The organism is Thermosipho atlanticus DSM 15807, assembly GCF_900129985.1.
Taxonomy (GTDB): Bacteria; Thermotogota; Thermotogae; order Thermotogales; family Fervidobacteriaceae; genus Thermosipho_A; species Thermosipho_A atlanticus.
Genome location: NZ_FQXN01000004.1, coordinates 97308 through 118299 on the forward strand (window position 1 = coordinate 97308; position 20992 = coordinate 118299).

Consider the following 20992-nt stretch of genomic DNA (forward strand, 5'->3'; position numbering starts at 1 on the left):
CAAGAGGTGATAATTTGACTCTATACAAAGTTGTGGGGAGTTTTGTGCAGTTTCCTGGAATTTTTATTATGTTCTTTTTTGTAATTACAATATATTTGTATGTAAAAAGACGCCTCATGTGGCGCTTTTTTCTTTTAATTACACTGGTATTTTATTTGATTTCTTCCCCTTTTTTTGTGTACTTGTTGAGTAATTTTTTTTATGTTGAGGACACCAAAGTTTTCTCAAAAAAAGGAATAATAGTAATTTTGGGTGGAGGAACTGTCCAATATAACAATAATGTTGAAATAGGGCTTCACACATTAAAAAGAGTATTAAAAGGATATGAAGTGTATAAAACAACAAATTATCCTATTGTTGTAACTGGTGGGTATATAGTAAAAGGTATACCAGAAAGTGATATAATGAAAAAGATACTTCTTGAGTTAGGAGTACCTCAAAATAAAATTATAGTTGAAAACAAAGCACGAACAACTAAAGAAAATGCACTCTTTACAAAAGAAATTGTAGAGAATTATCAGGCTATTTATTTGGTAACATCTTATTTGCATATGAAAAGAAGTCTTATGCTTTTTGAAAGGATAGTAAAAAGAGAAGTGTTTCCAGTAGTGTGTGACTATCCAATAGATTTTAGAAATACATTTTTGGATTATCTCCCAAGTGGAGATGCTTTATATGTGTTTTCACAAATAACCCATGAAGCTATTGGAATTATAAAAGGAGGTTAGGTATGAAAAAAGGATTTGTGGCAATTTTTGTTTTATCAATTTTTTTGGTTTGTACATTTATTCTTGCAAGTATTTGGAAACTTTTATATGTAAGAATGGTAGGGAATCCATAGCGAGGAGGGGATTAAGTGTTTCCATTATATGATACAATTCCAAGTAGGAAAAGACCTTATATAACACACATAATAATTCTTGCTAATGTAATTGTTTTTTTCTACGAAATTATTTTGAATGAACCTCAACTCCAAGCATTCTTTTTTAACTACGGAATAGTCCCTCTTAGGTATACTTGGAGATTTACCTCGAAGTTAAAATATCAAATAATTTGGAAAGAAATTCAGCCTTTCATTGTGTCTAATCCAATTGTTCCTTTTATTTCTCATATGTTTGTACATGGGGGATGGTCGCATATTTTAGGTAATATGTGGTTTTTATGGATCTTTGGGGATAATGTTGAGGATAGAATGGGACATTTTAATTATTTATTATTTTATCTTTCAGGAGGATTATTTGCTTTAACATTTCATTGGCTGTTTAATTTTTACTCTCCATATCCATTGATTGGTGCTTCTGGCGCGATTTCTGCAGTAATGGGAGCTTATTTTATACAATTTTGGTATTCAAAAATTGTTACTTTAGTTATTTGGTTCATTCCATTTTTGGTTGAAATACCAGCTGTTGTATACTTGTTTTTTTGGTTTATGTTTCAGATATTAAATGGAACACTGGCGGATATAACTGGTTCTGGAGTAGCTTATTGGGCGCATGTTGGAGGATTTATCTATGGAATGATTGTTGGAGGAAGAATTAGGAGGTATTATCTATGAAAAAAGTTGTAATACTTACAACTGGTGGGACAATAGCAATGGTTAAGAAAGATGAGAGTGTTGTACCATATGAAAAGGGAAACATGTTAATAAGTGAAATTCCTGAATTATCAAAGTTAAAAGACATTAAAATAGAAGTTCGTGAATTTTCAAATATACCAAGTCCATATATGACTCCAAAAAACATGTGGGAGCTTTCTAAAACAATTGATAAAGTACTCGAAGATGAGGAAGTTTTGGGGGTTGTTGTAACCCATGGGACTGATACGTTGGAGGAAACCTCATATCTTTTAGATTTGACATTAAGAAGTGAAAAGCCTGTTGTTTGCACTGCTGCGATGAGAAATATAGGTGAACTTGGAACCGATGGGCCAAGAAATGTTTATTCATCAGTATTAACGGTTTTATCCCCACAATCATATGGGATGGGAGTTATGGTATGTCTTAATGATGAAATTCATGCAGCTAGAGAAGTAACAAAAACTTATACTAGCAATGTTGCAACATTCGATTCTCCAGGATATGGTCCACTTGGTATAGTTGATGAAGATTCTGTGATATTTTTTAGAAAGTCTTTGACCCGTGAAAAAATTCTTGTCGAGAAAATTGAGGAAAAAATAGCACTTATAAAAACTTTTACAGGGGATGATGGAAGTTTCTTAAAAATTGCAGTAAAATTAGGATATAAAGGAATAATTTTAGAAGGATTTGGGAGAGGGAATGTCCCTCCTTTGGTTGCCGATTCGGTAGAGGAAGTTATAAAAATGGGAGTACCAGTAGTGATCACTTCAAGATGTTTTAAGGGGAGAGTTTATCCAGTATATGGTTATAAGGGTGGAGGAGCAGATTTAAGAAAAAAAGGTGCAATATTGAGTGAGCATCCTATTGGACAAAAGGCAAAAATAAAACTAATGGTAGTAATGGGTAAAACCACAAAAATTGAAGAAATAAGGGAATATTTTGAACGTGATATTAAAAGGAGGCCCCTTGAACATGGTTAGATTTTTCAAAACTGAAGAGTCGCGAAGAACAGCAGCAATTTACGTTGGAATATATTTTCTAATATTAATGACAGTGTTTCTGCTATTCAAAACTGTGTTGAATATTTTTGTGTTTACCCTTATATCTGTATTGATAATAAATTTGATAGCTAAGTTTTTAAGAATTTTTAAGTTAAAATACAAAATTGCCCTAATATTATCTATGTTGATTTACTTTTTTATTATAATTTATGGTATGATATTAATAGTACCAGCTGCTACAGAGCAATTAGGCAATTTTATCAAAACTATAAATAAAGTTTTCGAAACAAAAGCTTGGGAAGGATATTTTCAAAATAACCCTAATTTGTCAGAAGGTGTAACTGCTTTGATGCAGTGGCTCCAACCTAAATTTAATGATTTAACAAATTATATTATTGATTATGTTGCAAAAGGAACTCCTACTTTTTTTATAACCGTTTTCTATACAGTTTTGCTAACCATTTATTTAGTGTTTTACTCCTCTTGGTTGGGAAAATCGGTTCTTAACTTGTTTCCAGTTTCAATTAGAAGTGATATAGAAACTTTTTTAAACAAATTATATTTAGCATTGTCAGGGTTTGTGGATGTAGTATTTATAAACGCCTTGATAACTGCTGTACTTTTTTATATTATATCTAACTTTTATTTTCCGAATATTGCAGTCATTTTGTCATTTTGGGCTGGCGTTACTAATCTAATACCAATTATTGGAGTAATTTTTGAATATATTCCTGTTTTCCTTTTTTCATTAACACTCGGTTTAAAAGGTTTTATTATTGTCAATTTGCTTGTTTTATCAATTCATTTAGGACTTTTTGTTGTCTTTGTGAATGTGATGAAGTTACATTTGAGTATAAATCCAGTTTTAATGATTATTTCAGTTATAATAGTAAGTCAAATTTTTGGAATGGTAGGTATATTTTTTGCTGTACCACTTTTAATATTTATTGCGGCGTATTGGGATGAATTTGTTAAACCCTCATTTGAAAAACATTAGGAGGTGAGTAATATGAAAAGACTATTCTTGATCTTACTTTTTTTGTTAGTTTTAGTTTTTGTATTGTGGTCGTGTGGTCTACAACTTCCAAATAGTGTAACTGTAAGTTACTCTAATCACTTTGAGTTTCCTTTGGCGATGTTGCATTTTACCCTTGACGATTTTATAAATCCTGTATTATTGTCATTGGAAAATGAAGGTTTTCAAGTAACAACTGGTGATCCAATAACTATTTCATTTGCAACAACTACTACATTTATTCCAGGGGATTATCTTCCAACAGGTATTCCAATAAGTGGAACTGAAACAATTCTTGATCAGGCCACTTTAATACAAGCTTCAACAATGCAAAATGGCAATGTTCTTCAAAACGTTGATTTTAATATGAGTTTTGAGGTGGGCTATTTTGCTTCAACTACTACTTTTGATTCAACACTTGTATTTTATATCAACAGTACACCAGTTGTCATAAGTGAGAATTCTACAGAATCTGAAAATTTGACAAAATATGTAAAAGAAGTTTTAAAATCTGGACAAGATTTAACAGTGCGGGCTGATATTGATATTGACGGAACTATACAGTCTTCCGATGAGCTAATGCTTGGCGTGAATTGGACTTTCTCATTAGAAGGTACAACTCTTGCTGATATAGTTTTTGATGCTAGTACAACTGATTTATCCGTATTAGAGAGTCTTACAGACTTTGTGGATAGTGCTACTATAGTCTTTGATGAATGGGATAACTCGTTAGGATTTGACACGGTATTTGATGTGGGGAATTTGAGTTTTTATTTCGGAACTACTCCGCCAATAGTAGGATTGTCAAAAGATGATCTAATAAGTATAGCCACGGATAATGTTCCGTATGTTATAAAAGTTCCGGCTAACAGTTACATAAAACTTAAATCCAATAGTTATTTGGATAGTGCTGTTTACATTTCTCTTGATTTAACAGTAGCAACTGAAGTTACGTTTTAAAGGGGGTGAATGAAATGAAGAAGATTATAATTTTGTTGACAATTTTTGCTATTTATATAACACTTTTTGCTGGCATTTTTGAACCTTTTGGAAGATTTGAAAATTTTGGACTTGTAAATCAAAACAAATTTAGATTTTTTGACATAGGATTTTATGGAGATTTAACATTGCAACAGTCATTGTTTTCAACTGAACACCTGTTAAATTTGATAAATGAGGGAAAAGTAGATTTGAATCAGTTACAACAGTTAGTTATTGGTGAAACGTTGAATGGTTCACTGTTTTCTACTATAAGAATTGGTAAGTTTTCTATTTCTCCCTTTGTTAATTTGAATTCATTTGGAGGATTGGAATTACCAGATGAAATTTTGAGTTTCATAAAAAATGATATAGAGATTAATAAAACATATTCTTCTTCGAGTACTTCGTTTATTTCATTGGATAGTTTTTTAAATGCCGGTGTGTCTTTCAATTTTAATGGTTTTTTTGTTTCACCAGAAGCTTTTGTTCCAATTACGTATGTATTCCCGGAAAATCAAGTGGTTAATTTTGAATATACATCTTCATCAACTCCACCAGTGATGTCTCTTAAGGCGGATTTAAGCTTTTTAATGTATAGTCCACTACTTGTGGAAAATTTGGTGATTGATGAAAAGCTAATAGGAATTGGTGTATCATTAGGATATTCTTCTAAGAATTTTGGAATAGCAGTAAATAATATTACTATCAAACCTTCAGAAGTTGATACTTTACAGAATATTTATGCTAGTTACTCTGCAACGTATAATGGTGTTGAAATGACTTTTGATGATGAAGCAACTGCCAATTATATACAAGTGTTTGAAACAAAGCAAATTGAACAAATTCCTGAAATTACTGCTTATGTTAAAGCTAATTTATTTGTGGACATAGGCGCAGCTGTTAGTTACAAAATTGATGGAAAGTGGGTTATCGGAGGAAGTATATCTAAAAAATTGTTTTTCATAGAACCGAGTTATCAATTAATTTACGATGGTTCCAACAGTATCTTTACACATATAATAGGTTTGAAAAGTGATTTTAGGATTTTATATTTAAATACGTCGATAATTATTTCCTCAAATGAATTTATTCCTTTAGATGAAGCAAAACCTGGGATTGGATTAGTTGTTAACTTTGGATTGGGATTTTAAGGTCTATACAAAAATTTATTACATGGTATACTTAATATGAATATTTTGAGAAAGGGAGAGTTGAAATTTATGCATGATCATCACGAACATGAGCACGAACACGAACATGAACATGAACACATGGAAGCATTTTCGCTTTATGACGAAGAGGGAAACGAACATAATTTCGTTTTATTGGGTGAATTAGAAAGAGAACAAAGTGAGTACTGGGTTTGCGAAGAGATTTTTGTAGAAGGAAAAGAGATTAAAGATTTTGGAGATCTTTACATTTTTAAGAAAACCGTCGACGAAGAAGGAAACATTTATTTGGATTCCATTGAAGATGAAAGTGAATTTAATGAAGTAGTAAAGCTTTGGGAAGAAATGGGAGAAGCTGATTTCGAAATTACAGCTGATTTGGAAGATATTGACAACTAATTATTGCTTTGTTAAAATAGTTTTTGGGTTGCAGGCGTAGCTTCAAGAGGTGGAGCGCCTCCTTGGTAAGGAGGAGGGTGTGGGTTCGAGTCCCACCGCCTGCTCCAAGTAGAGCCTCAATCGAGGCTCTTTTTTTATGTTATAATATTTTTAGAATAGAAGTAAAGGTTAAAGGGGGGATAATCATGGAAAATTTTGTTTTTTATAATCCTACAAAGTTGGTTTTTGGTAAAAATACCGTGGAAAAGATAGGAGAATATTTGAAAAAAGACAAGGTAAAAAGAGTCCTTTTACTTGCAGGTGGGGGTTCTATAAAGAAAAATGGAGTATATGAAAAGGTTGTCAGGTCATTAATGGAGAATTCTATTGAAAAAATCGAAGTTTGGGGGGTAAGGCCTAATCCTGTTTTAAGTAAAGTTTATGAAGCAATTGAAGTTGCTAAAAAAGAAAAAGTGGAAGCTATACTTGCTGTTGGTGGTGGTAGTGTTATCGATAGTGCAAAAGCAGTAGCTGCTGGTGTACTATATGAAGGTGATGTTTGGGATTTTTATCTTGGTAGATCAAATCCAAAAAAAGCTTTACCACTTTATGCTATTCTTACTTTATCTGCAACTGGTACAGAAATGAATGGAAATACTGTTGTTACAAAAGAAGAAACTCTTGAAAAATTTGCATTTGGTTCTATACATGTTTATCCAAAATTATCAATAGTTGATCCAGAAGTACAATATACTTTACCCTCCAATCAAACAGTTAATGGAGCAGTAGATGCAATAAGTCATGTAATGGAATATTATTTTGACGGTACAAAAAGAACAGATTTAATTGATAGGGTTGATGAAGGGATAATATCAACTTTAATCGAGACAACTGAAGCTTTACTAAATGATCCAAAAGATTATGATGCTCGTGCTAATTTTGCATTAGCAACTACCTTGGCTTTAAATGGCGTTTCTGGAATGGGGCATAGAGGAGGAGATTGGTCCTCCCATGCTATAGAACATGCATTAAGTGCTTTAAATCCTGATGTAGCACACGGCGCGGGTCTTGCGGTGGTATTCCCGGCATGGATGAAATATGTCTATCGAAAGGATCCTTCAAAGTTTAGGAGATTTGGTAGGGTAATATTTAGGTTAAAACATAGCACTCCAGAAAAAGCAATCGAAGCATTGAAAAAATGGTATAAGAAAATTGGTGCACCTATTACCTTGAAAGAGTTAGGTTTTAAGAGAGAAGATATTGATGAACTCACAGAAATAGCAGCTAAAACAGCTCCTATGGGGAAATTAGTGATTCTTGAAAAAGAAGATATAAGAAAAATATTGGAGATTGCGTACGAGGAGGAGTAAAATGAGAGTTTTATATGCTCAATCTGGGGGTGTTACTAGCGTTATTAATGCTTCTGCGTATGGTGTATTGGATGAGGCAAGAAAAGCAGGCATGGAAGTGTTTGTGGGAATTCATGGGGTAACTGGTATTTTAAAAGAACACCTTTTAAAGATAAACGATATGGATATAGAAGGATTAAAATACACACCCGCGGGAGCTTTTGGTTCTTGTAGGAGAAAAATGAAAACACAAGAAGATATAAGCAAATTGTTCGATGTAATTGAGAAATATAAGATCGAGTATTTTTTCTATAACGGTGGTAATGATTCAATGGATACCGCCTGGAGAATTGCTCAAGAAGCAAAAACTAGAGGTTTTCCATTAAAAGTAATTGGTGTACCTAAAACTATTGATAATGATCTACCGTATACCGATCATTGCCCTGGCTATGGTTCGGCAGCTAAGTATATTGCTATTTCGATAATGGAAGCTTCGCTTGATCTTAGAAGTATGTACGTTGATTCAACTAGAGTTTTCGTTATGGAAATAATGGGTAGACATGCTGGTTGGTTAGTTGCTGCAGCTGGACTTGGTTGGTTAAATGGTATTGGTGCCGATATTATACTATTTCCTGAAGTGTACTTTAACAAAGAGAAATTTTTGGAAAGAGTTGATGAAATAATTAGGAAGAAGGGCTATTGCTCCATAGCTGTTTCAGAGGGTATTAGATATCCAGATGGTTTTTTTGTATCTGATATGGGGTATACCGATAGTTTTGGTAATAGGCAACTTGGTGGAGTTGGTTTTACAATTGCAGGTATGATAAGGTCTGAACTTTCCTTGAAAACACATGTTGCTATTCCTGATTATCTTCAAAGAAGTGGAAGGCATATAGCCAGTAAAACTGATATTGAAGAGGCAGAAATGGTTGGAAGAACTGCAGTAAGATTAGCCCTTTCCGGAGTAACTGGTGTAATGATAACAATAGAGAGAAAAAGCAATAATCCATACACTGTAGAATATGGAACTGTTGAATTAAATAAAGTGGCGGATCAAACTAAATATCTACCAGAAGAATTCCATGACGATTTTGAAATTACGGAAAATTTTGTCGAATATGCTAAGCCTTTAATTGAAGGTGAGTTATTCCCACAATTTAGGAATGGTCTTCCAAAATATACGATTTTTAGGGAGGTTGAAGAACAATAAACTTTGTAATTTATTCAATATTTCAAGTAGTAATTGTTTCTTTTTTTTATATTTTAAAAAAGACAAAATACTTACCTCTTTTTATTTCACTCACTTCAATTTATTTGTTGTTTCAAAAATTTGATATTTATTTAATTGGATACAAAGGAGTCCATATTGTAAGTGACTCCGTTTCTTTTTATTTTATTTTAGCAAATATTATTTGTACTGTTATTGTTTCTATTCAACTTACCAGGTTTCATAATTTAAATACAAATTTCTTTGTTTCGTTAACTCACATTATATTGAATTTTTTATTTATATCAAACGATTTGTTTAATATTTATGTTTTGCTTGAGACTTTAACATTGTTAATTGTTTTACTAATATTATCGGGTGAAAAATTTGAATATAAACTTACTGGATTGAAATACATTTTTGCAAGTACAGTTGCAATGAATATATATTTGATAGGAGTTGGTATTCACTATTACAAAACGGGAACTTTTGATATTCAAAATCTTTCAGGAATTTCAGAACTATTGATGAAATCTGCGTTAATTTCAAAGGCTGGTATTTTCCTATTTGGATTGTGGCTTCCGGAAGTTTATTCAGATTCAGAGGTGGAAGTTTCGGCTCTTTTATCTAGTGTGTATACACAATCAGTTTTATTTCCATTAATTAGAATAGGTATTGGCAAGGATTTCTATTTTTTGGGTATAATAACATTCTTTTTTGGAGCAATATTTGCTCTTTTATCAAAAGATTTAAAAAAGTTATTGGCATATAGTTCAATGTCTCAATTAGGTTTAATGCTTTTAAATCCTGTAATTGCTCCTTTATATGTATTGATTCATGGAGTTTCGAAGTCCATTCTTTTTTTAAGTACAAGGTATATTGAACGAAACTTAGATAAAGAACGGACTTTTTCCATTTTTTTATTTTTAGCAGTGTTCATTTCATTCTTTTCTCAATCAGGTATTTCATTTACATTAGGAGGTTATTTAAAAGAACAGATTATAAGTTCTAAAATGCTGTCTGTAATTTTTTCTTTTGTTACCTCACTTTATGCTGGGAAAGTATTTTCTCGCAACATATACTATTCAAAAGATCATTTCCTCTTATTTTTGTTTTCGTTAATTTTAATTTATCCATTTTTTGTTGATTTTATATCACTTTTTGTGGTTTTAACAGGGATGTTTGTTGGAAAAGTTGTTTTTTCTAAGGTTAATATTGAATTTAGATTTTCAACAGAAATTATATTGACTTTTATGATTTTTTCAATAAGCATTTTTAGTTTGTTTGGAGTGATTTGAATGATAGAAACTTTGTTTTCTTACAGGGATGTTCCAACTGTTTCGGGTACTATTTTAGTAGTTGATATTTTGCGAGCAAGTTCGGTGATTGTAACTGCTCTCCAGCACGGAGCATGTTTTGTAAAAACTGTTAGGACAATAAAAGAAGCAAAAAACTTGAAAAAAGAAGGGTACATTATATGTGGAGAAAGAAACACAAAAAAAATAAAAGGTTTTGATAAAGGGAACTCACCTTTTGAATTTTTTGATGTAGAAAATAAGAAAATTGTTATTACTACTTCTAATGGTACAAAAACTGTAGAAAAAGCAAGAAAATATTCCTCGAAAATATTAGTTGGTGCTTTCTTAAACCTCGATAGTATTTTTGATTATATAAAAGATGATGAAAACATTGTTATTTGGTGTGCTGGAAATAATGGTGAAATTTCATACGAAGATACTTTATTTGCAGGAGCATTAGTAAAGAAGTTATACGAATACGGTAGAAAAGACTTAAGTGATAGTTCTCTTGTGTCAATGGATTTTTGGTCTGGCAGTAGACTTGATTTTAAAGGAAAGCATGCAGAAAAACTTATTCAAGCTGGTTTTGAAAAAGATGTAGAATTTTGTAAGCAAAATTCAATTTACAATGTAATTCCTCGAATGGTTCAAGAAGCATTTTACGGGGTGAAATTATGTTAGAAAATATAGATTTTTTAGGTCCAATTGTTATAATAGTTTTGTCGTTCTACGGTTTGTTGTTTAGAAAACATATTTTGTCAAAGATAATATCCCTTGATATATTAAATACTGGTATAATTTCACTTTTTGTTATATTTTCTTCCAAAAAAGGTAATTTTTATCCAATTCTCACTCCAGGTGTTTCTGAATATGTTGATCCTTTTCCCCAAGCTGTAATTATAACTTCCATAGTTATAGGGTTTGCTACTTTGTCTTTAACACTTGCTCTAAGCATGATGATAGTTGAAGCGAAAAGAAAAACAGATTTGACAAAGATCGAAAAAGAATAATTTGGAATTTTTCAATTGCAATTGTTAGTTAAGTAAAAATTTTTGTATAATACTTTTTGGAAATGATTCCAGCAAGGAGGGGTGTACATGAAGAAATTGATTGTTTTTTATCTTTTGTTAATTGCTTTTTTAGTTTTTTCGGCGGTATATGTTGAAAATGGAAAAGTTGTGTTTACATTTAAAGAAGCATTGGATGCTAAAGTAGTGTATCTAGCAGGTAATTTTAACAATTGGAATCCGACAGAACTTGCAATGAAAAAAGAAGGAAATCTTTGGAAAATAACTTTGGAACTGAAACCAGGAACTTATCAATATAAGTATGTTATTGAAGGTACTAATTGGAAAGAAGATCCTGAAGCACCGGGCTATGTAGATGACGGTTTTGGAGGATATAACGGTATTTTCTCTCTAATTGAAAAAAATGGCGAGTTGGAAGTAGTCGGTGCAGGAAATAAGAAAACGGAGGAAAAAACTTCTGAAATCGAGATAAACACAGCTTTTGATCCAGGAAAATTTTTTATTGATGAAGAAGGTTTTGTGGTAATTAGATTTTTTGCAAAGGATGCAGAATATGTAACCATTGCTGGGAATTTTAATAATTGGGATATGGAAGCAAATGAATGTTATGACATAGGTGATGGATGGTGGGAAGCTGTTTTAGAACTTGACGAAGGCGCGTATGAATACAAATTTGTAGTAAATGGTGAAAAGTGGATTACCGATCCAAATGCTCCAGCTTATGTTGACGATGGTTTTGGAGGAAAAAACGGATATTTTGAAGTTTATAAGGAAAATGGAGAGTTAAAAGTTGGTATTAAAGATGTGGAAAAAGAAAACGAAAAAAAAGCTTATCCATTGGATGTAGCTATTATTTGGCATAACCATCAACCATTATACAAAATACCGGGTTCTAATGAATATATGATGCCTTGGGTTAGAGCTCATGGAGTAAATGATTACCCATATATGGCCGATCTTGTTGAAAACTATTTGGAAAACGGTAAAGTAACGTTTAATATTGTGCCTAGCTTATTGTTACAACTTCAGGATTATTTAAAAGGTTCGCTAGACGAGTACCAAAGGCTTTCATTAAAGCAAGAAAGTGAACTTACAAAGGAAGAAAGGCAATTTATTTTAGATCACTTTTTCGATATTAATCCACAATTTGTAAATGGGCATAAAAGATATAAAGAATTAATGGAATTAAAAACATCTGGGGCAGAATTTACTGATCAAGACCTATTGGATTTAAAAGTTTGTTGGAATTTGTACTGGATTAACATTGATTATATTAATTCGGATAAAAGGTTAAAGAGTCTACTCGATAAGGAACACTATACTAGGGATGATTTACTGTATGTGTTAGATTTTCACAAAAAATTACTATCGTCTGTGATTGATAAATACAAAAAGCTTTGGGATGAGGGAAAAATTGAAATTACTACCACACCATTCTATCATCCTATCCTTCCTATTCTTGTAGATAAAGGTTGGATAGAAGATGCAAATGGGCAGATAAAAGAAGGTTTAGAGTATTTCAAACAAATTTTTGGTAAGAGACCTGATGGTATGTGGCCATCAGAACAGGCTGTTTCTCAAGAAGTTGCTAAACTTTTCGCTGAAAATAATGTTAAGTGGATTGTAACTGATAAGCAGATTTTGCAGAAAAGTGGAATTAATACTGGGGAAATTGAAAATATTTTGAGACCTTATAAAGTTAAAACTGAGGCAGGAGAAATAGTAGTATTTTTCAGAGATACTGACCTTTCTAACAGAATAAGCTTCAAATATTCTCAAATGAAAGCTGAGGATGCTGTAAATGATCTTTTAAATACGTTACATGAATATCAGAAATTGAATACATCAGGTGATTTAATTATTACAATAGCTTTGGATGGAGAAAATGCTTGGGAACATTACCCAAATAATGGTAATGATTTTAGAAAACTTCTTTACAAGAAACTTTCAGAAGATCCTCTAATTAATTTGGTAACTCCAAGTCAATATCTAAAAGAACATAAGGTAACAAACGAATTAACAACACTTGCAAAAGGTTCGTGGGCTGGAGGTTCTTTGGATACATGGATAGGTGAAAAGGAAGAAAACGAGGCATGGGATAGACTATCAAAAGCACGTGAAATTCTTTTGAGTAAAGTTGATATTCAAAAAAATAATTTGGCAAGGCATGTTTTATATGCAGCTGAAGGTAGTGATTGGTTCTGGTGGTATGGAGCAGATCAGGATGCCGGTAACAATGAAGTTTTATTTGATCAGCAATTTAAAAATCTTTTGATAAAAATGTACAAATTAGCAAGATATAAAGAGATTCCAAGTTATTTATATATACCAAACAAAAAACCTGCACCTCCAACAACGGGGGTAATAAAGAAAATTGAATACATTTTAAATGGAAAATTGGACGAAGTTGAAAAAACCACAGCAATATTTGATGATACACTCGATGAAAACATTTTACAAGAAGTTATTGTTGGAAGAGGAAATACAGGATTGTATATTGGAGTAAAACTAGATAAAAATGCAAAAGAATATTTAGGAGAAGATATTAAAATCGAAATTTATGCTGATAGTCCAACGGCTAAGAAATTTAACGCAAAAACTTATTATTCCAACGAAAAGGTTACGCCACTTGGATTTGCTTTATCTCATAGGTTTGTGATAAATTTGAAAACGTGGCAAAAAAGGCCAAAAGTAAGTTTTTATAAAGCTTCAGGCACAGATAGATGGATATTAACAACAGCTAAAATTAAAGGGTCTATTGATGAAATAGTAGAATTTGAAATACCATATGATGTATTAAATGTAAAATCCGGTCAAGAGTTTAATATTGCGGTTGTTATTTCCAAAGATAGGAAAGATGTAGATTTTGCACCAAATAATGGTCCGATTAACGTTATTTTACCAGCGACAATTACTGGAGATGTTGTGAAAGTATTCAAAGATCCAGTTGGTGATGAATATGGTCCAGGAACGTATGTTTATCCAAAAGATCCAGCATTCAAACCTTACAAAGGATTATTTGATATGACTGATGTAGTAGTTCTTGAAAATGAAGAAGCTTACATTTTCCAAATTAAATTTGTTGAGATGACAAATCCTTGGGGAGCACCAAAAGGATTTTCTCATCAATTAATTAATATATATTTGGATACCAAGCAGGGAGGAAGGACAGATACATATAACGAAGGAGCTAGGGTTCAGTTTGATGAAAATCATCCATGGGATTATTTTATTAAAGTAGCAGGTTGGCCGTCTTATGGACAATTTTTTGCAACGAGTGATGGTGATGAAATTGCAGATGCTGTAAGGGTCGAAGCAGACACAGGAGAAAAAACAATAAATATAATAGTTTATAAGAAGTACCTTGAAGTGTCAAATGGAATATATGCATATATTCTTGTGGGAAGTCAGGACGGATATGGTCCGGATAATTTTAGACCAGTAACTCCCGAACCTGGGCAATGGACTCTTGGAGGATATCCAACTGATTCAGATGATATGGCTCCATATGTAGTTGATATTTTAGTACCGGAAGGTTATAATCAAAAAACGATATTATCTTCCTATGTTCCCGGTAGTAAATATGCTACAATATTACCTGTGAAGATTAAATAAGAATATTTTCCTGGCTCCTTAGGGAGCCAGGTTTTGTATAAAAACTTGGAGGGTGCTCTATGCTGTATTTTTTAATTTCTTTTGCTATTTCAATAATTTTGGTTCCAATATTTGGAAAATTAGCATTGAAGTACAACTTTGTAGAGAAAAAAGAAAGAGTGATACCGTATCTTGGTGGGATGGGATTATTTGTTTCTCTAACATTTGTTGTACCATTTGATTTGCTAGTCAAATCTTCTTTAACTATTTTAGCCATTTTGGGGATGTTTGAAGATGTCAAGGGAACTTTTTTTAAATTCTATTATTTGTTTGTTTTTTTGTCTTCAATTATTATAACCTTTAAATATGTTAGTTCTTTTTACATAATGTTTGGATTTCTAATTGCTTTTTTTATAATCTCGATTTTTAAAGAAATTGATCATTTTGATGGATTGGGAAGTTCGTTGTCTATATTTTCGGGAGTGGGTTTATATTTTTTGGTTACAAGTAGCTACGATAAATTGCTTATATTAAGTTTACTTGGTTCTTTATTTGCCTTCACTTTTTATAATTTCCCTCCTGCTAGGATTCAACTAGGGAAAATTGGTTTGTATTTAATAGGTGGGGTAATTGCTATAGGGGTATTATCTTCATCAAGAGGGGGTATTTCTCACTTAATCCCATCTTTTGTTGTTATAACTCCGATATTTTTGGAAGCAATTCCTTACTTAATAAACAAACCGAAATATTCTCTGAGTTTAAGAATAATGCGAATAGTAAAAGAAAAAAAAAGAATGCTATATTTAATTTGGATAGTGTCAGGGCTTTACTTGTTGATTTCACTTTCCTTATATTTCGGTTTATTTTCATCAGAGTTTGTTTATATGTTCTATATTATTTACACAATTTTCTTGTTGCTAATTTCAAAAGAAGTTGTCAAATAGAAAGTATGGCAAAAAAATGTAAGATACTTCCGCCCAGTACAAAAATATGCCAGATAGCATGATGATATGGTAATTTTCTCCAGATGTAGAATATTGTTCCCAAAGTGTACAATATGCCTCCCGCAAATAGGAAGATCATTCCTTTACTGTTTAAATTTTGACTTAAAGGTTTTAATGCAAAGATTATTAGCCATCCCATGGCTATGTATAAAAGTGTAGAGAAAATAACAAACTTTTTTACAAAAAATATTTTGTAAATTATTCCTAAAATAGCCAAAATCCAAACAACCGAAAAAATAACCCAACCAAGAGTACCCTTTAAAGTGATTAATGAAAAAGGAGTATAAGTGCCTGCTATTAATAAATAAATACTAGCATGATCGAAAATCTCAAATACATATTTTGTTTTCTTATGAGTAATAGAGTGATACAGCGTAGAAGAGATATATAAAATAAAGAGGGTTGTTGAATAAATGATTGTACTTACTAATTTTACAGGATTTCCGTGTGAAAAGATTATTAGTAAAACTATAGCACAAATACTGAGAGCAGCACCAAGACCATGTGTTATTGCATTGGCTATTTCTTCAGTTGTTTGAAAGACATCGTTATTGTCAAAATCAATTTTCATATATTTCTCCTCCCCAAGTTTTATGTAATTATAACATTGAAATTAAAAAGATGATATCAATTATTTTTTTAGATTAGCAAAATGAATATTAAAATATTTGAAAAAGTTAATTATTAGATTTCGATTATTACCATTTTATGCCATTTTGTTATTTGTTTGAAAAGTTTAAAATTAAAAAAAGCCATTTATTTGTAAATCAATTTTTTAAAGTGTAATTTTTAATACAACTATTTTTAAAGAAAAAAGTGTACAATTATATTGACAATGTTAAGTGAGGTGGCAATTGATGACGAAGAAGGTTAAAATTCTTTCTCAAATAGAACTAATAAAGTTATCTTCATCGGGAAATAAAGAGGCAAAGAAAGAACTTGAGAAAAGGTTGAAGGATATGGTGAATAGTGATGACAAATCAAAAAAAGGTAATTCTTAAAGTTGACGATTTCACAGGGTTTGTAAACAAAGTAAAGTTGTTTGAAAATATAACTTTTAGTTTGGAAGAAAGAAATATATTAGTACTTTATGGCCCGCGTGGTTCAGGAAAGTCTGCTTTACTCCGTTCTTTTGCTAGACTGAATGAGGAAATTTTTGACGAAGTTAAATACGATGGAGAAGTTTTTTTGGAGGGTGAAAATCTTTTCGATTATGATATTAAGCAAATAAGGAATTTTGTGTTTTATAGTGATACTAATTTTTTTGAGGCATTGGATTATTTAACTTTTGGTGAACTCATTGAACTTGCCATTGGAAAAGAATTCCTTCCGTTTGAAGAATATTCTTCTTTGCTTGATGATTTTGGGCTTTTAAAAGCACTAGTTAAGGGTTATAAAACCAAATTATCTGACCTGTATGTCCTTGAGAAGATTTCTATTCTTTTATTTCTTTCCTATCTTAAAGATTCAAAATTAGTAATATTTGATTGTATTTTAGACCACTTAGATGATGAACATCTGAAAGAACTTTCCTTTATTTTGAAAAAAAGAATCCTTTCGGCAGATAAGGCTTTAATACTTGCCACAAGGTTTTTTAAACGTTTCCTTCCTATTGCAGATTTGTTTATTTTCATGAAAAATGGTAAAATTGAATTTGAGGGAAAGCCGAAAGATTTTACTATTGCGAGGTGATATTTTGCCTGTTTTAGCTGTTTGTATGAATCCTGCATTAGACAGGGAGTTTTATGTTAACGATTTCACAATAGATAAATTGCATAGATTAACGACAAAAAATTCTCGTATGACTCCAGGAGGTAAGGGTATAAATGTTGCAGTTGATCTAGCTGCATTTGGAATAAAGAGTATTGTAACTGGTTTTATTGGAGGATATCTTGGTGAAGTGTTACTTTCGGAGCTTAGAAACACAAGTGAACTTATTACAACAAATTTTGTTCATATAGAGGAAGAAATAAGGGAAAATATTGCTATTATTGACGAAAAAAATCATACTTTAACTGAGATTAATTCTTCTGGTCCAAGTGTTCCTTTGGAAGATTTTCAGCATTTTCTAAGAAGATTCAATCTTATTTCTCCAAATGTTTCTATGATAGTTATTTCCGGTAGCTTGCCGTTGGGCATTCCAAATAGTATATATGGTGAGTTGACAAAAGTTGCTAAGAAATATAACAAACCTATATTTTGGGAAGCAAGGGATGAAATTATCACAGAATCTTTGAAAGTATCTGCGCCTTTAGTACTTAAGCCAGATTTTAGACGTGAGAAAAAATTGTTTGGTAGAACTTTAGAAAGTGAAAAAGATTATATAGATGCGGGAAAGGAAGTAATTAGGTTTGGTGTAAAAATGGCTGTTTTGTCTTACAAAATAGATTATGACATTATTGTCACAGAAGATGGTGTTTGGTTTTTAAGACCTTTGATAGAAATTGAACATTCTCACTTACTTGGAACAGGTGATACTTATATGGCTGCTATGATATATAAGTATTTTGAAACAAATGATCTTATTGAAATTGCAAAATATGGATATGCCGCTGCTCTTGCGAAAACATGGTATAAAACAAAAGTTCCGCCTAAATTGGATGATGTTAAAAAAGCTCTGGAAAAATTCAAGATTGAGAGGGTGGAATGATGAAAGTAAAAGATTTCTATATAAGGGATATAACAGCAATTTTAGAGGATGAAACTGTTTCAAGAGTTTTGAAGATTTTATCAAGACAAAAAGTAACAGGTGTCCCTGTAGTGAATGAGGATTACAAAGTTGTTGGATTTATAAGTGAAAATGATATCATTAGAGCAGCTCTTCCAAGTTATTTTTCGTTATTACAATCTGCATCTTTTATACCTGATTTAAATCAGTTTGTTAGAAATTTAAAAAAAATTTCAAATAAGCCTGTTAGTGGAATAATGACGAAACCAGCGATAGTTATAAAAGAATCTACTCCTCTTTTACACGCTGCTGATTTGATGATTAGGCATAGTTTAAAAATTTTACCTGTTGTCGATGACGAAGAAAGACTTATAGGTGTTATTACTAGAATGAAGATACTAGATGCAGTGAGTAGAGAGGAGAATACAAATAGATGAGAATAAGTTTAATTACATATGGTTGTAAATTAAACCAATATGAAACCGAGCTTATGGCAGAAAAGCTCGAAAACTTTGGTTTTATAGTTGTTAATGGAGAAGTCGAATCGGATATTTTTATTTTAAATACATGTGCAGTAACTGCTGAAGCTACAAGGAAAATAAGACAAGAGATTAGAAGATTAAGAAAGAAATATCCTGAATCTAAAATTATTGCTGCAGGATGTTATTCGCAAATAGGTCTTGAAGACTTAAAAAAAGAAGGCGTAGATTTAATTGTAGGAAATAAGGAGAAAAAGGATATTCATAAAATAATAAATAAGACAGGTATTTTTTTAGACAAAAAATATTGGAAAAATGATGAAATCGATGGTGAAATAATTACATCTTCACTTGCTGAAAGAACCAGGGCTTACGTAAAAGTAGAGGATGGCTGTGATAATGTTTGTACTTATTGCGCTATCAGATTAGCTCGGGGGATGAAGATAAGGAGCAAGCCAATAGATATAGTTGTAAATGAAGTAAGTCTTTTGGTAAAAAAGAATTATCATGAGATAGTTATAACTGGTCTTAATCTTGGAAAGTATGGCTTTGAGAAAGGATATAATTTGATTAAACTCTTAAGAAATTTGGTTAAAATCAAAGGAGATTTTAGAATTCGTTTGAGTTCCATCAATCCTGAAGATATAGATGAAGAATTGATTGAATTTATTGCAAATGAAGATAAAATATGTAACCATCTACATATACCACTTCAAAGTGGAAGCGATGAAATTTTAAAGCGAATGAGAAGAAATTATACCCAAAAGGAATATTTGAAAGTTATAGAGATTTTGAGAAGATATGATCCCAATTTTTCTGTTACAACTGATATTATTGTCGGTTTTCCTGGTGAAACGGAAAAGGATTTTGAAAACACTTTGATGGTTGTAAAAGAGGCGTTGTTTTCAAAAGTTCATGGATTTAGATATTCGGATAGAGAAGGTACTTTAGCTTCAAGATTTAATAAAAAGATCCCTGGAAATATAAAAAGAGAAAGAATATCTATTCTTGAAAAAGAAAGTAAAAAAACAGCAAATATATATAGAAGAGGACTTTTGAATAAAAAAGTTACAGTATTAGTGGAAAACGTAAAACGAGAAATATATAGTGGATATGATGAATATTATGTTGTACATGAGATGGCATACGGAGAATTGGGAGAATTCAATGAGGTTGTAATTGAAGCTGTGACTGATGAGGGAGTGATTTCTACAAATGCAACAAGGAAAGTTTCAGGAGGATTTGTTAGATAGTATTACAAGAGGAATAGTTGTGTATGAAACTATCAGATTTTATGATGGAATCCCCTTTGCTTTAGAAGAACACTATAAGAGATTTTTAAATTCTCTTTCATATATCACAGAGAATAAAGTATCATTTAAAGAATTTGAAAGATATGTTATGAAATATAGTTCGTATGATAGGGTAAAAGTTTTTGGAATAATTGATGGTTCGTTAAAACTTTTTGCTTTGGGTGAAAATTTTCTAAATAATCCTATAAATGAGGTAAATATAGATGTTTCTGAAATTAGACATGCTGATCCTTCAAGTATTCCTCCAAATTTAAAATCTGTGGGACGCCCTGATTTGTACATAGCTCGATTAAAAAAAGGAAAATATTACGATGTCATTCTTCTGGGAAGCAGAGGCCAAGTATGCGAAGGAAGCTTTTCAAATGTTTTTTTCATAAAAGATGGTAAAGTAATTACTCCTTCCGTAGAATCGGGAATTCTAGAGGGAATTACGCGTAAAAATGTTATTGAGATGTTAAATGAATTTGGTTATGAAGTTGAAGAAAGAATTGTAGAGTTAAAGGAGTTGTTCTACGCCGATGAGATATTTTTAACTCATACAAGTAGAGGAGTTGTGCCTGTTGATAGTATGGGGAAAAGAATTTTTTATTCAAAAGAGATTTCTTTAGAAATTTCAAGAAATTTCGAGGAGTATATAAATGAAAAAATTAGGAGAGGTATTTAAAGAAGTTGCAATTAAAAATAAGTTGTTCAGAAAACTTTACGTTAATACTATTTCCAAAGAGGAATTTTCAAATATGATTGGAAAACCTTTTAATGAATATTGTGAGGTAACGAATTTTTTAAATGGAACTTTATTCATTGAATGTGATGATAATATTTATGTTACTGAATTAAATTTTTTTAAGGAAAAGATTAGAGAAGAATTGAATAAAAAAATTGGTTTTAAGGCAATAAATAAGGTTGTGATAAAGCATAGAAGGTAAGGAGGT

Annotated in this window: 22 protein-coding genes and 1 tRNA gene; 22 read left to right on the plus strand and 1 reads right to left on the minus strand. The window is 31.4% G+C overall.

Annotation, left to right across the window (positions count from 1 at the left end; genetic code table 11):
• Positions 1 to 14: 14 nt before the first annotated feature.
• The 15 genes from BUB65_RS05740 to BUB65_RS05820 all read left to right on the plus strand — a co-directional run bounded on the left by BUB65_RS05740 (position 15) and on the right by BUB65_RS05820 (position 15540).
• Entirely contained in the window at positions 15 to 728 is a 714-nt protein-coding gene (locus BUB65_RS05740; protein ID WP_234946814.1) for a YdcF family protein, read from the plus strand.
• A gap of 128 nt (positions 729 to 856) precedes the next feature.
• The gene (locus BUB65_RS05745) at positions 857 to 1555 is read left to right on the plus strand and encodes a rhomboid family intramembrane serine protease (protein WP_073073130.1); all 699 of its coding nucleotides are present in this window, start codon (positions 857 to 859) and stop codon (positions 1553 to 1555) included.
• Positions 1552 to 2556: an asparaginase gene (locus tag BUB65_RS05750; RefSeq protein WP_073073131.1), complete on the plus strand. Its 1005-nt coding sequence runs from the start codon at positions 1552 to 1554 to the stop codon at positions 2554 to 2556. The genes BUB65_RS05745 and BUB65_RS05750 overlap by 4 nt, the downstream gene beginning before the upstream one ends.
• The gene (locus BUB65_RS05755) at positions 2549 to 3574 is read left to right on the plus strand and encodes an AI-2E family transporter (protein WP_073073132.1); all 1026 of its coding nucleotides are present in this window, start codon (positions 2549 to 2551) and stop codon (positions 3572 to 3574) included. Before BUB65_RS05750 ends, BUB65_RS05755 begins: the two co-directional genes overlap by 8 nt.
• Positions 3575 to 3586: 12 nt before the next feature.
• Entirely contained in the window at positions 3587 to 4552 is a 966-nt protein-coding gene (locus tag BUB65_RS05760) for a hypothetical protein (protein ID WP_073073133.1), read from the plus strand.
• Between the two features lie 14 nt (positions 4553 to 4566).
• Positions 4567 to 5724 carry a hypothetical protein gene (locus BUB65_RS05765; protein WP_073073134.1) on the plus strand — a complete coding sequence of 386 codons (1158 nt, stop codon included), beginning with the start codon at positions 4567 to 4569 and terminating at the stop codon, positions 5722 to 5724.
• Between the two features lie 69 nt (positions 5725 to 5793).
• The gene (locus BUB65_RS05770; RefSeq protein WP_073073135.1) at positions 5794 to 6141 is read left to right on the plus strand and encodes a DUF1292 domain-containing protein; all 348 of its coding nucleotides are present in this window, start codon (positions 5794 to 5796) and stop codon (positions 6139 to 6141) included.
• 30 nt (positions 6142 to 6171) lie between these two features.
• Positions 6172 to 6248 (plus strand) — tRNA-Thr (locus BUB65_RS05775).
• A 78-nt stretch (positions 6249 to 6326) separates the two neighbouring features.
• Entirely contained in the window at positions 6327 to 7490 is a 1164-nt protein-coding gene (locus BUB65_RS05780) for an iron-containing alcohol dehydrogenase (RefSeq protein ID WP_073073136.1), read from the plus strand.
• 1 nt (position 7491) lies between these two features.
• Complete coding sequence (locus BUB65_RS05785) at positions 7492 to 8679, plus strand: 6-phosphofructokinase (protein WP_073073139.1); 1188 nt, start codon at positions 7492 to 7494, stop codon at positions 8677 to 8679.
• 311 nt (positions 8680 to 8990) lie between these two features.
• A complete protein-coding gene (locus BUB65_RS05790) occupies positions 8991 to 9974 on the plus strand; it encodes a proton-conducting transporter transmembrane domain-containing protein (protein WP_268807475.1) in 984 nt (327 codons plus the stop codon).
• Positions 9975 to 10655, plus strand: coding sequence for a 2-phosphosulfolactate phosphatase (locus BUB65_RS05795; RefSeq protein WP_073073143.1), 681 nt, complete (start codon positions 9975 to 9977; stop codon positions 10653 to 10655).
• Complete coding sequence (locus BUB65_RS05800; protein ID WP_073073146.1) at positions 10649 to 10984, plus strand: NADH-quinone oxidoreductase subunit K; 336 nt, start codon at positions 10649 to 10651, stop codon at positions 10982 to 10984. Before BUB65_RS05795 ends, BUB65_RS05800 begins: the two co-directional genes overlap by 7 nt.
• Before the next feature lie 87 nt (positions 10985 to 11071).
• Positions 11072 to 14617 (plus strand): glucodextranase DOMON-like domain-containing protein, encoded by a 3546-nt coding sequence (locus BUB65_RS05815; RefSeq protein ID WP_084728050.1) that lies wholly within the window; start codon positions 11072 to 11074, stop codon positions 14615 to 14617.
• Positions 14618 to 14676: 59 nt separating this feature from the next.
• Entirely contained in the window at positions 14677 to 15540 is an 864-nt protein-coding gene (locus tag BUB65_RS05820) for a hypothetical protein (RefSeq protein WP_073073148.1), read from the plus strand.
• On the opposite strand, the gene trhA is transcribed toward BUB65_RS05820, so the two are convergent.
• Complete coding sequence (gene trhA, locus BUB65_RS05825; protein WP_073073150.1) at positions 15533 to 16171, minus strand: PAQR family membrane homeostasis protein TrhA; 639 nt, start codon at positions 16169 to 16171, stop codon at positions 15533 to 15535. The genes BUB65_RS05820 and trhA overlap by 8 nt on opposite strands.
• Before the next feature lie 286 nt (positions 16172 to 16457).
• Between trhA and BUB65_RS08400 the strand changes: the two genes are divergently transcribed.
• From BUB65_RS08400 to BUB65_RS05855, 7 genes are read left to right on the plus strand one after another with little or no spacing between them, the layout of a single operon-like run.
• Entirely contained in the window at positions 16458 to 16601 is a 144-nt protein-coding gene (locus tag BUB65_RS08400) for a hypothetical protein (protein ID WP_200773539.1), read from the plus strand.
• On the plus strand, positions 16573 to 17292 hold the full coding sequence (locus BUB65_RS05830) for an ATP-binding cassette domain-containing protein (protein WP_073073153.1): 720 nt from the start codon (positions 16573 to 16575) through the stop codon (positions 17290 to 17292). Before BUB65_RS08400 ends, BUB65_RS05830 begins: the two co-directional genes overlap by 29 nt.
• A gap of 4 nt (positions 17293 to 17296) precedes the next feature.
• Complete coding sequence (locus BUB65_RS05835) at positions 17297 to 18250, plus strand: 1-phosphofructokinase family hexose kinase (protein ID WP_073073154.1); 954 nt, start codon at positions 17297 to 17299, stop codon at positions 18248 to 18250.
• Positions 18250 to 18705, plus strand: a complete 456-nt coding sequence (locus BUB65_RS05840) for a CBS domain-containing protein (protein WP_073073155.1) — start codon at positions 18250 to 18252, stop codon at positions 18703 to 18705. The genes BUB65_RS05835 and BUB65_RS05840 overlap by 1 nt, the downstream gene beginning before the upstream one ends.
• Positions 18702 to 20000, plus strand: coding sequence for a tRNA (N(6)-L-threonylcarbamoyladenosine(37)-C(2))-methylthiotransferase MtaB (gene mtaB, locus BUB65_RS05845; RefSeq protein ID WP_073073156.1), 1299 nt, complete (start codon positions 18702 to 18704; stop codon positions 19998 to 20000). The genes BUB65_RS05840 and mtaB overlap by 4 nt, the downstream gene beginning before the upstream one ends.
• On the plus strand, positions 19963 to 20724 hold the full coding sequence (locus tag BUB65_RS05850; protein WP_073073157.1) for an aminotransferase class IV: 762 nt from the start codon (positions 19963 to 19965) through the stop codon (positions 20722 to 20724). Before mtaB ends, BUB65_RS05850 begins: the two co-directional genes overlap by 38 nt.
• Complete coding sequence (locus tag BUB65_RS05855; protein WP_073073158.1) at positions 20699 to 20986, plus strand: DciA family protein; 288 nt, start codon at positions 20699 to 20701, stop codon at positions 20984 to 20986. Before BUB65_RS05850 ends, BUB65_RS05855 begins: the two co-directional genes overlap by 26 nt.
• The last annotated feature ends 6 nt before the right edge of the window (positions 20987 to 20992 follow it).

Excerpts from the sequence above, each read along its gene's own strand:
- BUB65_RS05750 (WP_073073131.1), top strand. The coding sequence starts at position 1,552 with ATGAAAAAAGTTGTAATACTTACAACTGGTGGGACAATAGCAATGGTT.
- BUB65_RS05755 (WP_073073132.1), top strand. The coding sequence starts at position 2,549 with ATGGTTAGATTTTTCAAAACTGAAGAGTCGCGAAGAACAGCAGCAATT.
- BUB65_RS05760 (WP_073073133.1), top strand. The coding sequence starts at position 3,587 with ATGAAAAGACTATTCTTGATCTTACTTTTTTTGTTAGTTTTAGTTTTT.
- BUB65_RS05765 (WP_073073134.1), top strand. The coding sequence starts at position 4,567 with ATGAAGAAGATTATAATTTTGTTGACAATTTTTGCTATTTATATAACA.
- BUB65_RS05770 (WP_073073135.1), top strand. The coding sequence starts at position 5,794 with ATGCATGATCATCACGAACATGAGCACGAACACGAACATGAACATGAA.
- BUB65_RS05780 (WP_073073136.1), top strand. The coding sequence starts at position 6,327 with ATGGAAAATTTTGTTTTTTATAATCCTACAAAGTTGGTTTTTGGTAAA.
- BUB65_RS05785 (WP_073073139.1), top strand. The coding sequence starts at position 7,492 with ATGAGAGTTTTATATGCTCAATCTGGGGGTGTTACTAGCGTTATTAAT.
- BUB65_RS05795 (WP_073073143.1), top strand. The coding sequence starts at position 9,975 with ATGATAGAAACTTTGTTTTCTTACAGGGATGTTCCAACTGTTTCGGGT.
- BUB65_RS05800 (WP_073073146.1), top strand. The coding sequence starts at position 10,649 with ATGTTAGAAAATATAGATTTTTTAGGTCCAATTGTTATAATAGTTTTG.
- BUB65_RS05815 (WP_084728050.1), top strand. The coding sequence starts at position 11,072 with ATGAAGAAATTGATTGTTTTTTATCTTTTGTTAATTGCTTTTTTAGTT.
- BUB65_RS05820 (WP_073073148.1), top strand. The coding sequence starts at position 14,677 with ATGCTGTATTTTTTAATTTCTTTTGCTATTTCAATAATTTTGGTTCCA.
- trhA (WP_073073150.1), bottom strand. The coding sequence starts at position 16,171 with ATGAAAATTGATTTTGACAATAACGATGTCTTTCAAACAACTGAAGAA.
- BUB65_RS08400 (WP_200773539.1), top strand. The coding sequence starts at position 16,458 with ATGACGAAGAAGGTTAAAATTCTTTCTCAAATAGAACTAATAAAGTTA.
- BUB65_RS05830 (WP_073073153.1), top strand. The coding sequence starts at position 16,573 with ATGACAAATCAAAAAAAGGTAATTCTTAAAGTTGACGATTTCACAGGG.
- BUB65_RS05840 (WP_073073155.1), top strand. The coding sequence starts at position 18,250 with ATGAAAGTAAAAGATTTCTATATAAGGGATATAACAGCAATTTTAGAG.
- mtaB (WP_073073156.1), top strand. The coding sequence starts at position 18,702 with ATGAGAATAAGTTTAATTACATATGGTTGTAAATTAAACCAATATGAA.
- BUB65_RS05850 (WP_073073157.1), top strand. The coding sequence starts at position 19,963 with ATGCAACAAGGAAAGTTTCAGGAGGATTTGTTAGATAGTATTACAAGA.
- BUB65_RS05855 (WP_073073158.1), top strand. The coding sequence starts at position 20,699 with ATGAAAAAATTAGGAGAGGTATTTAAAGAAGTTGCAATTAAAAATAAG.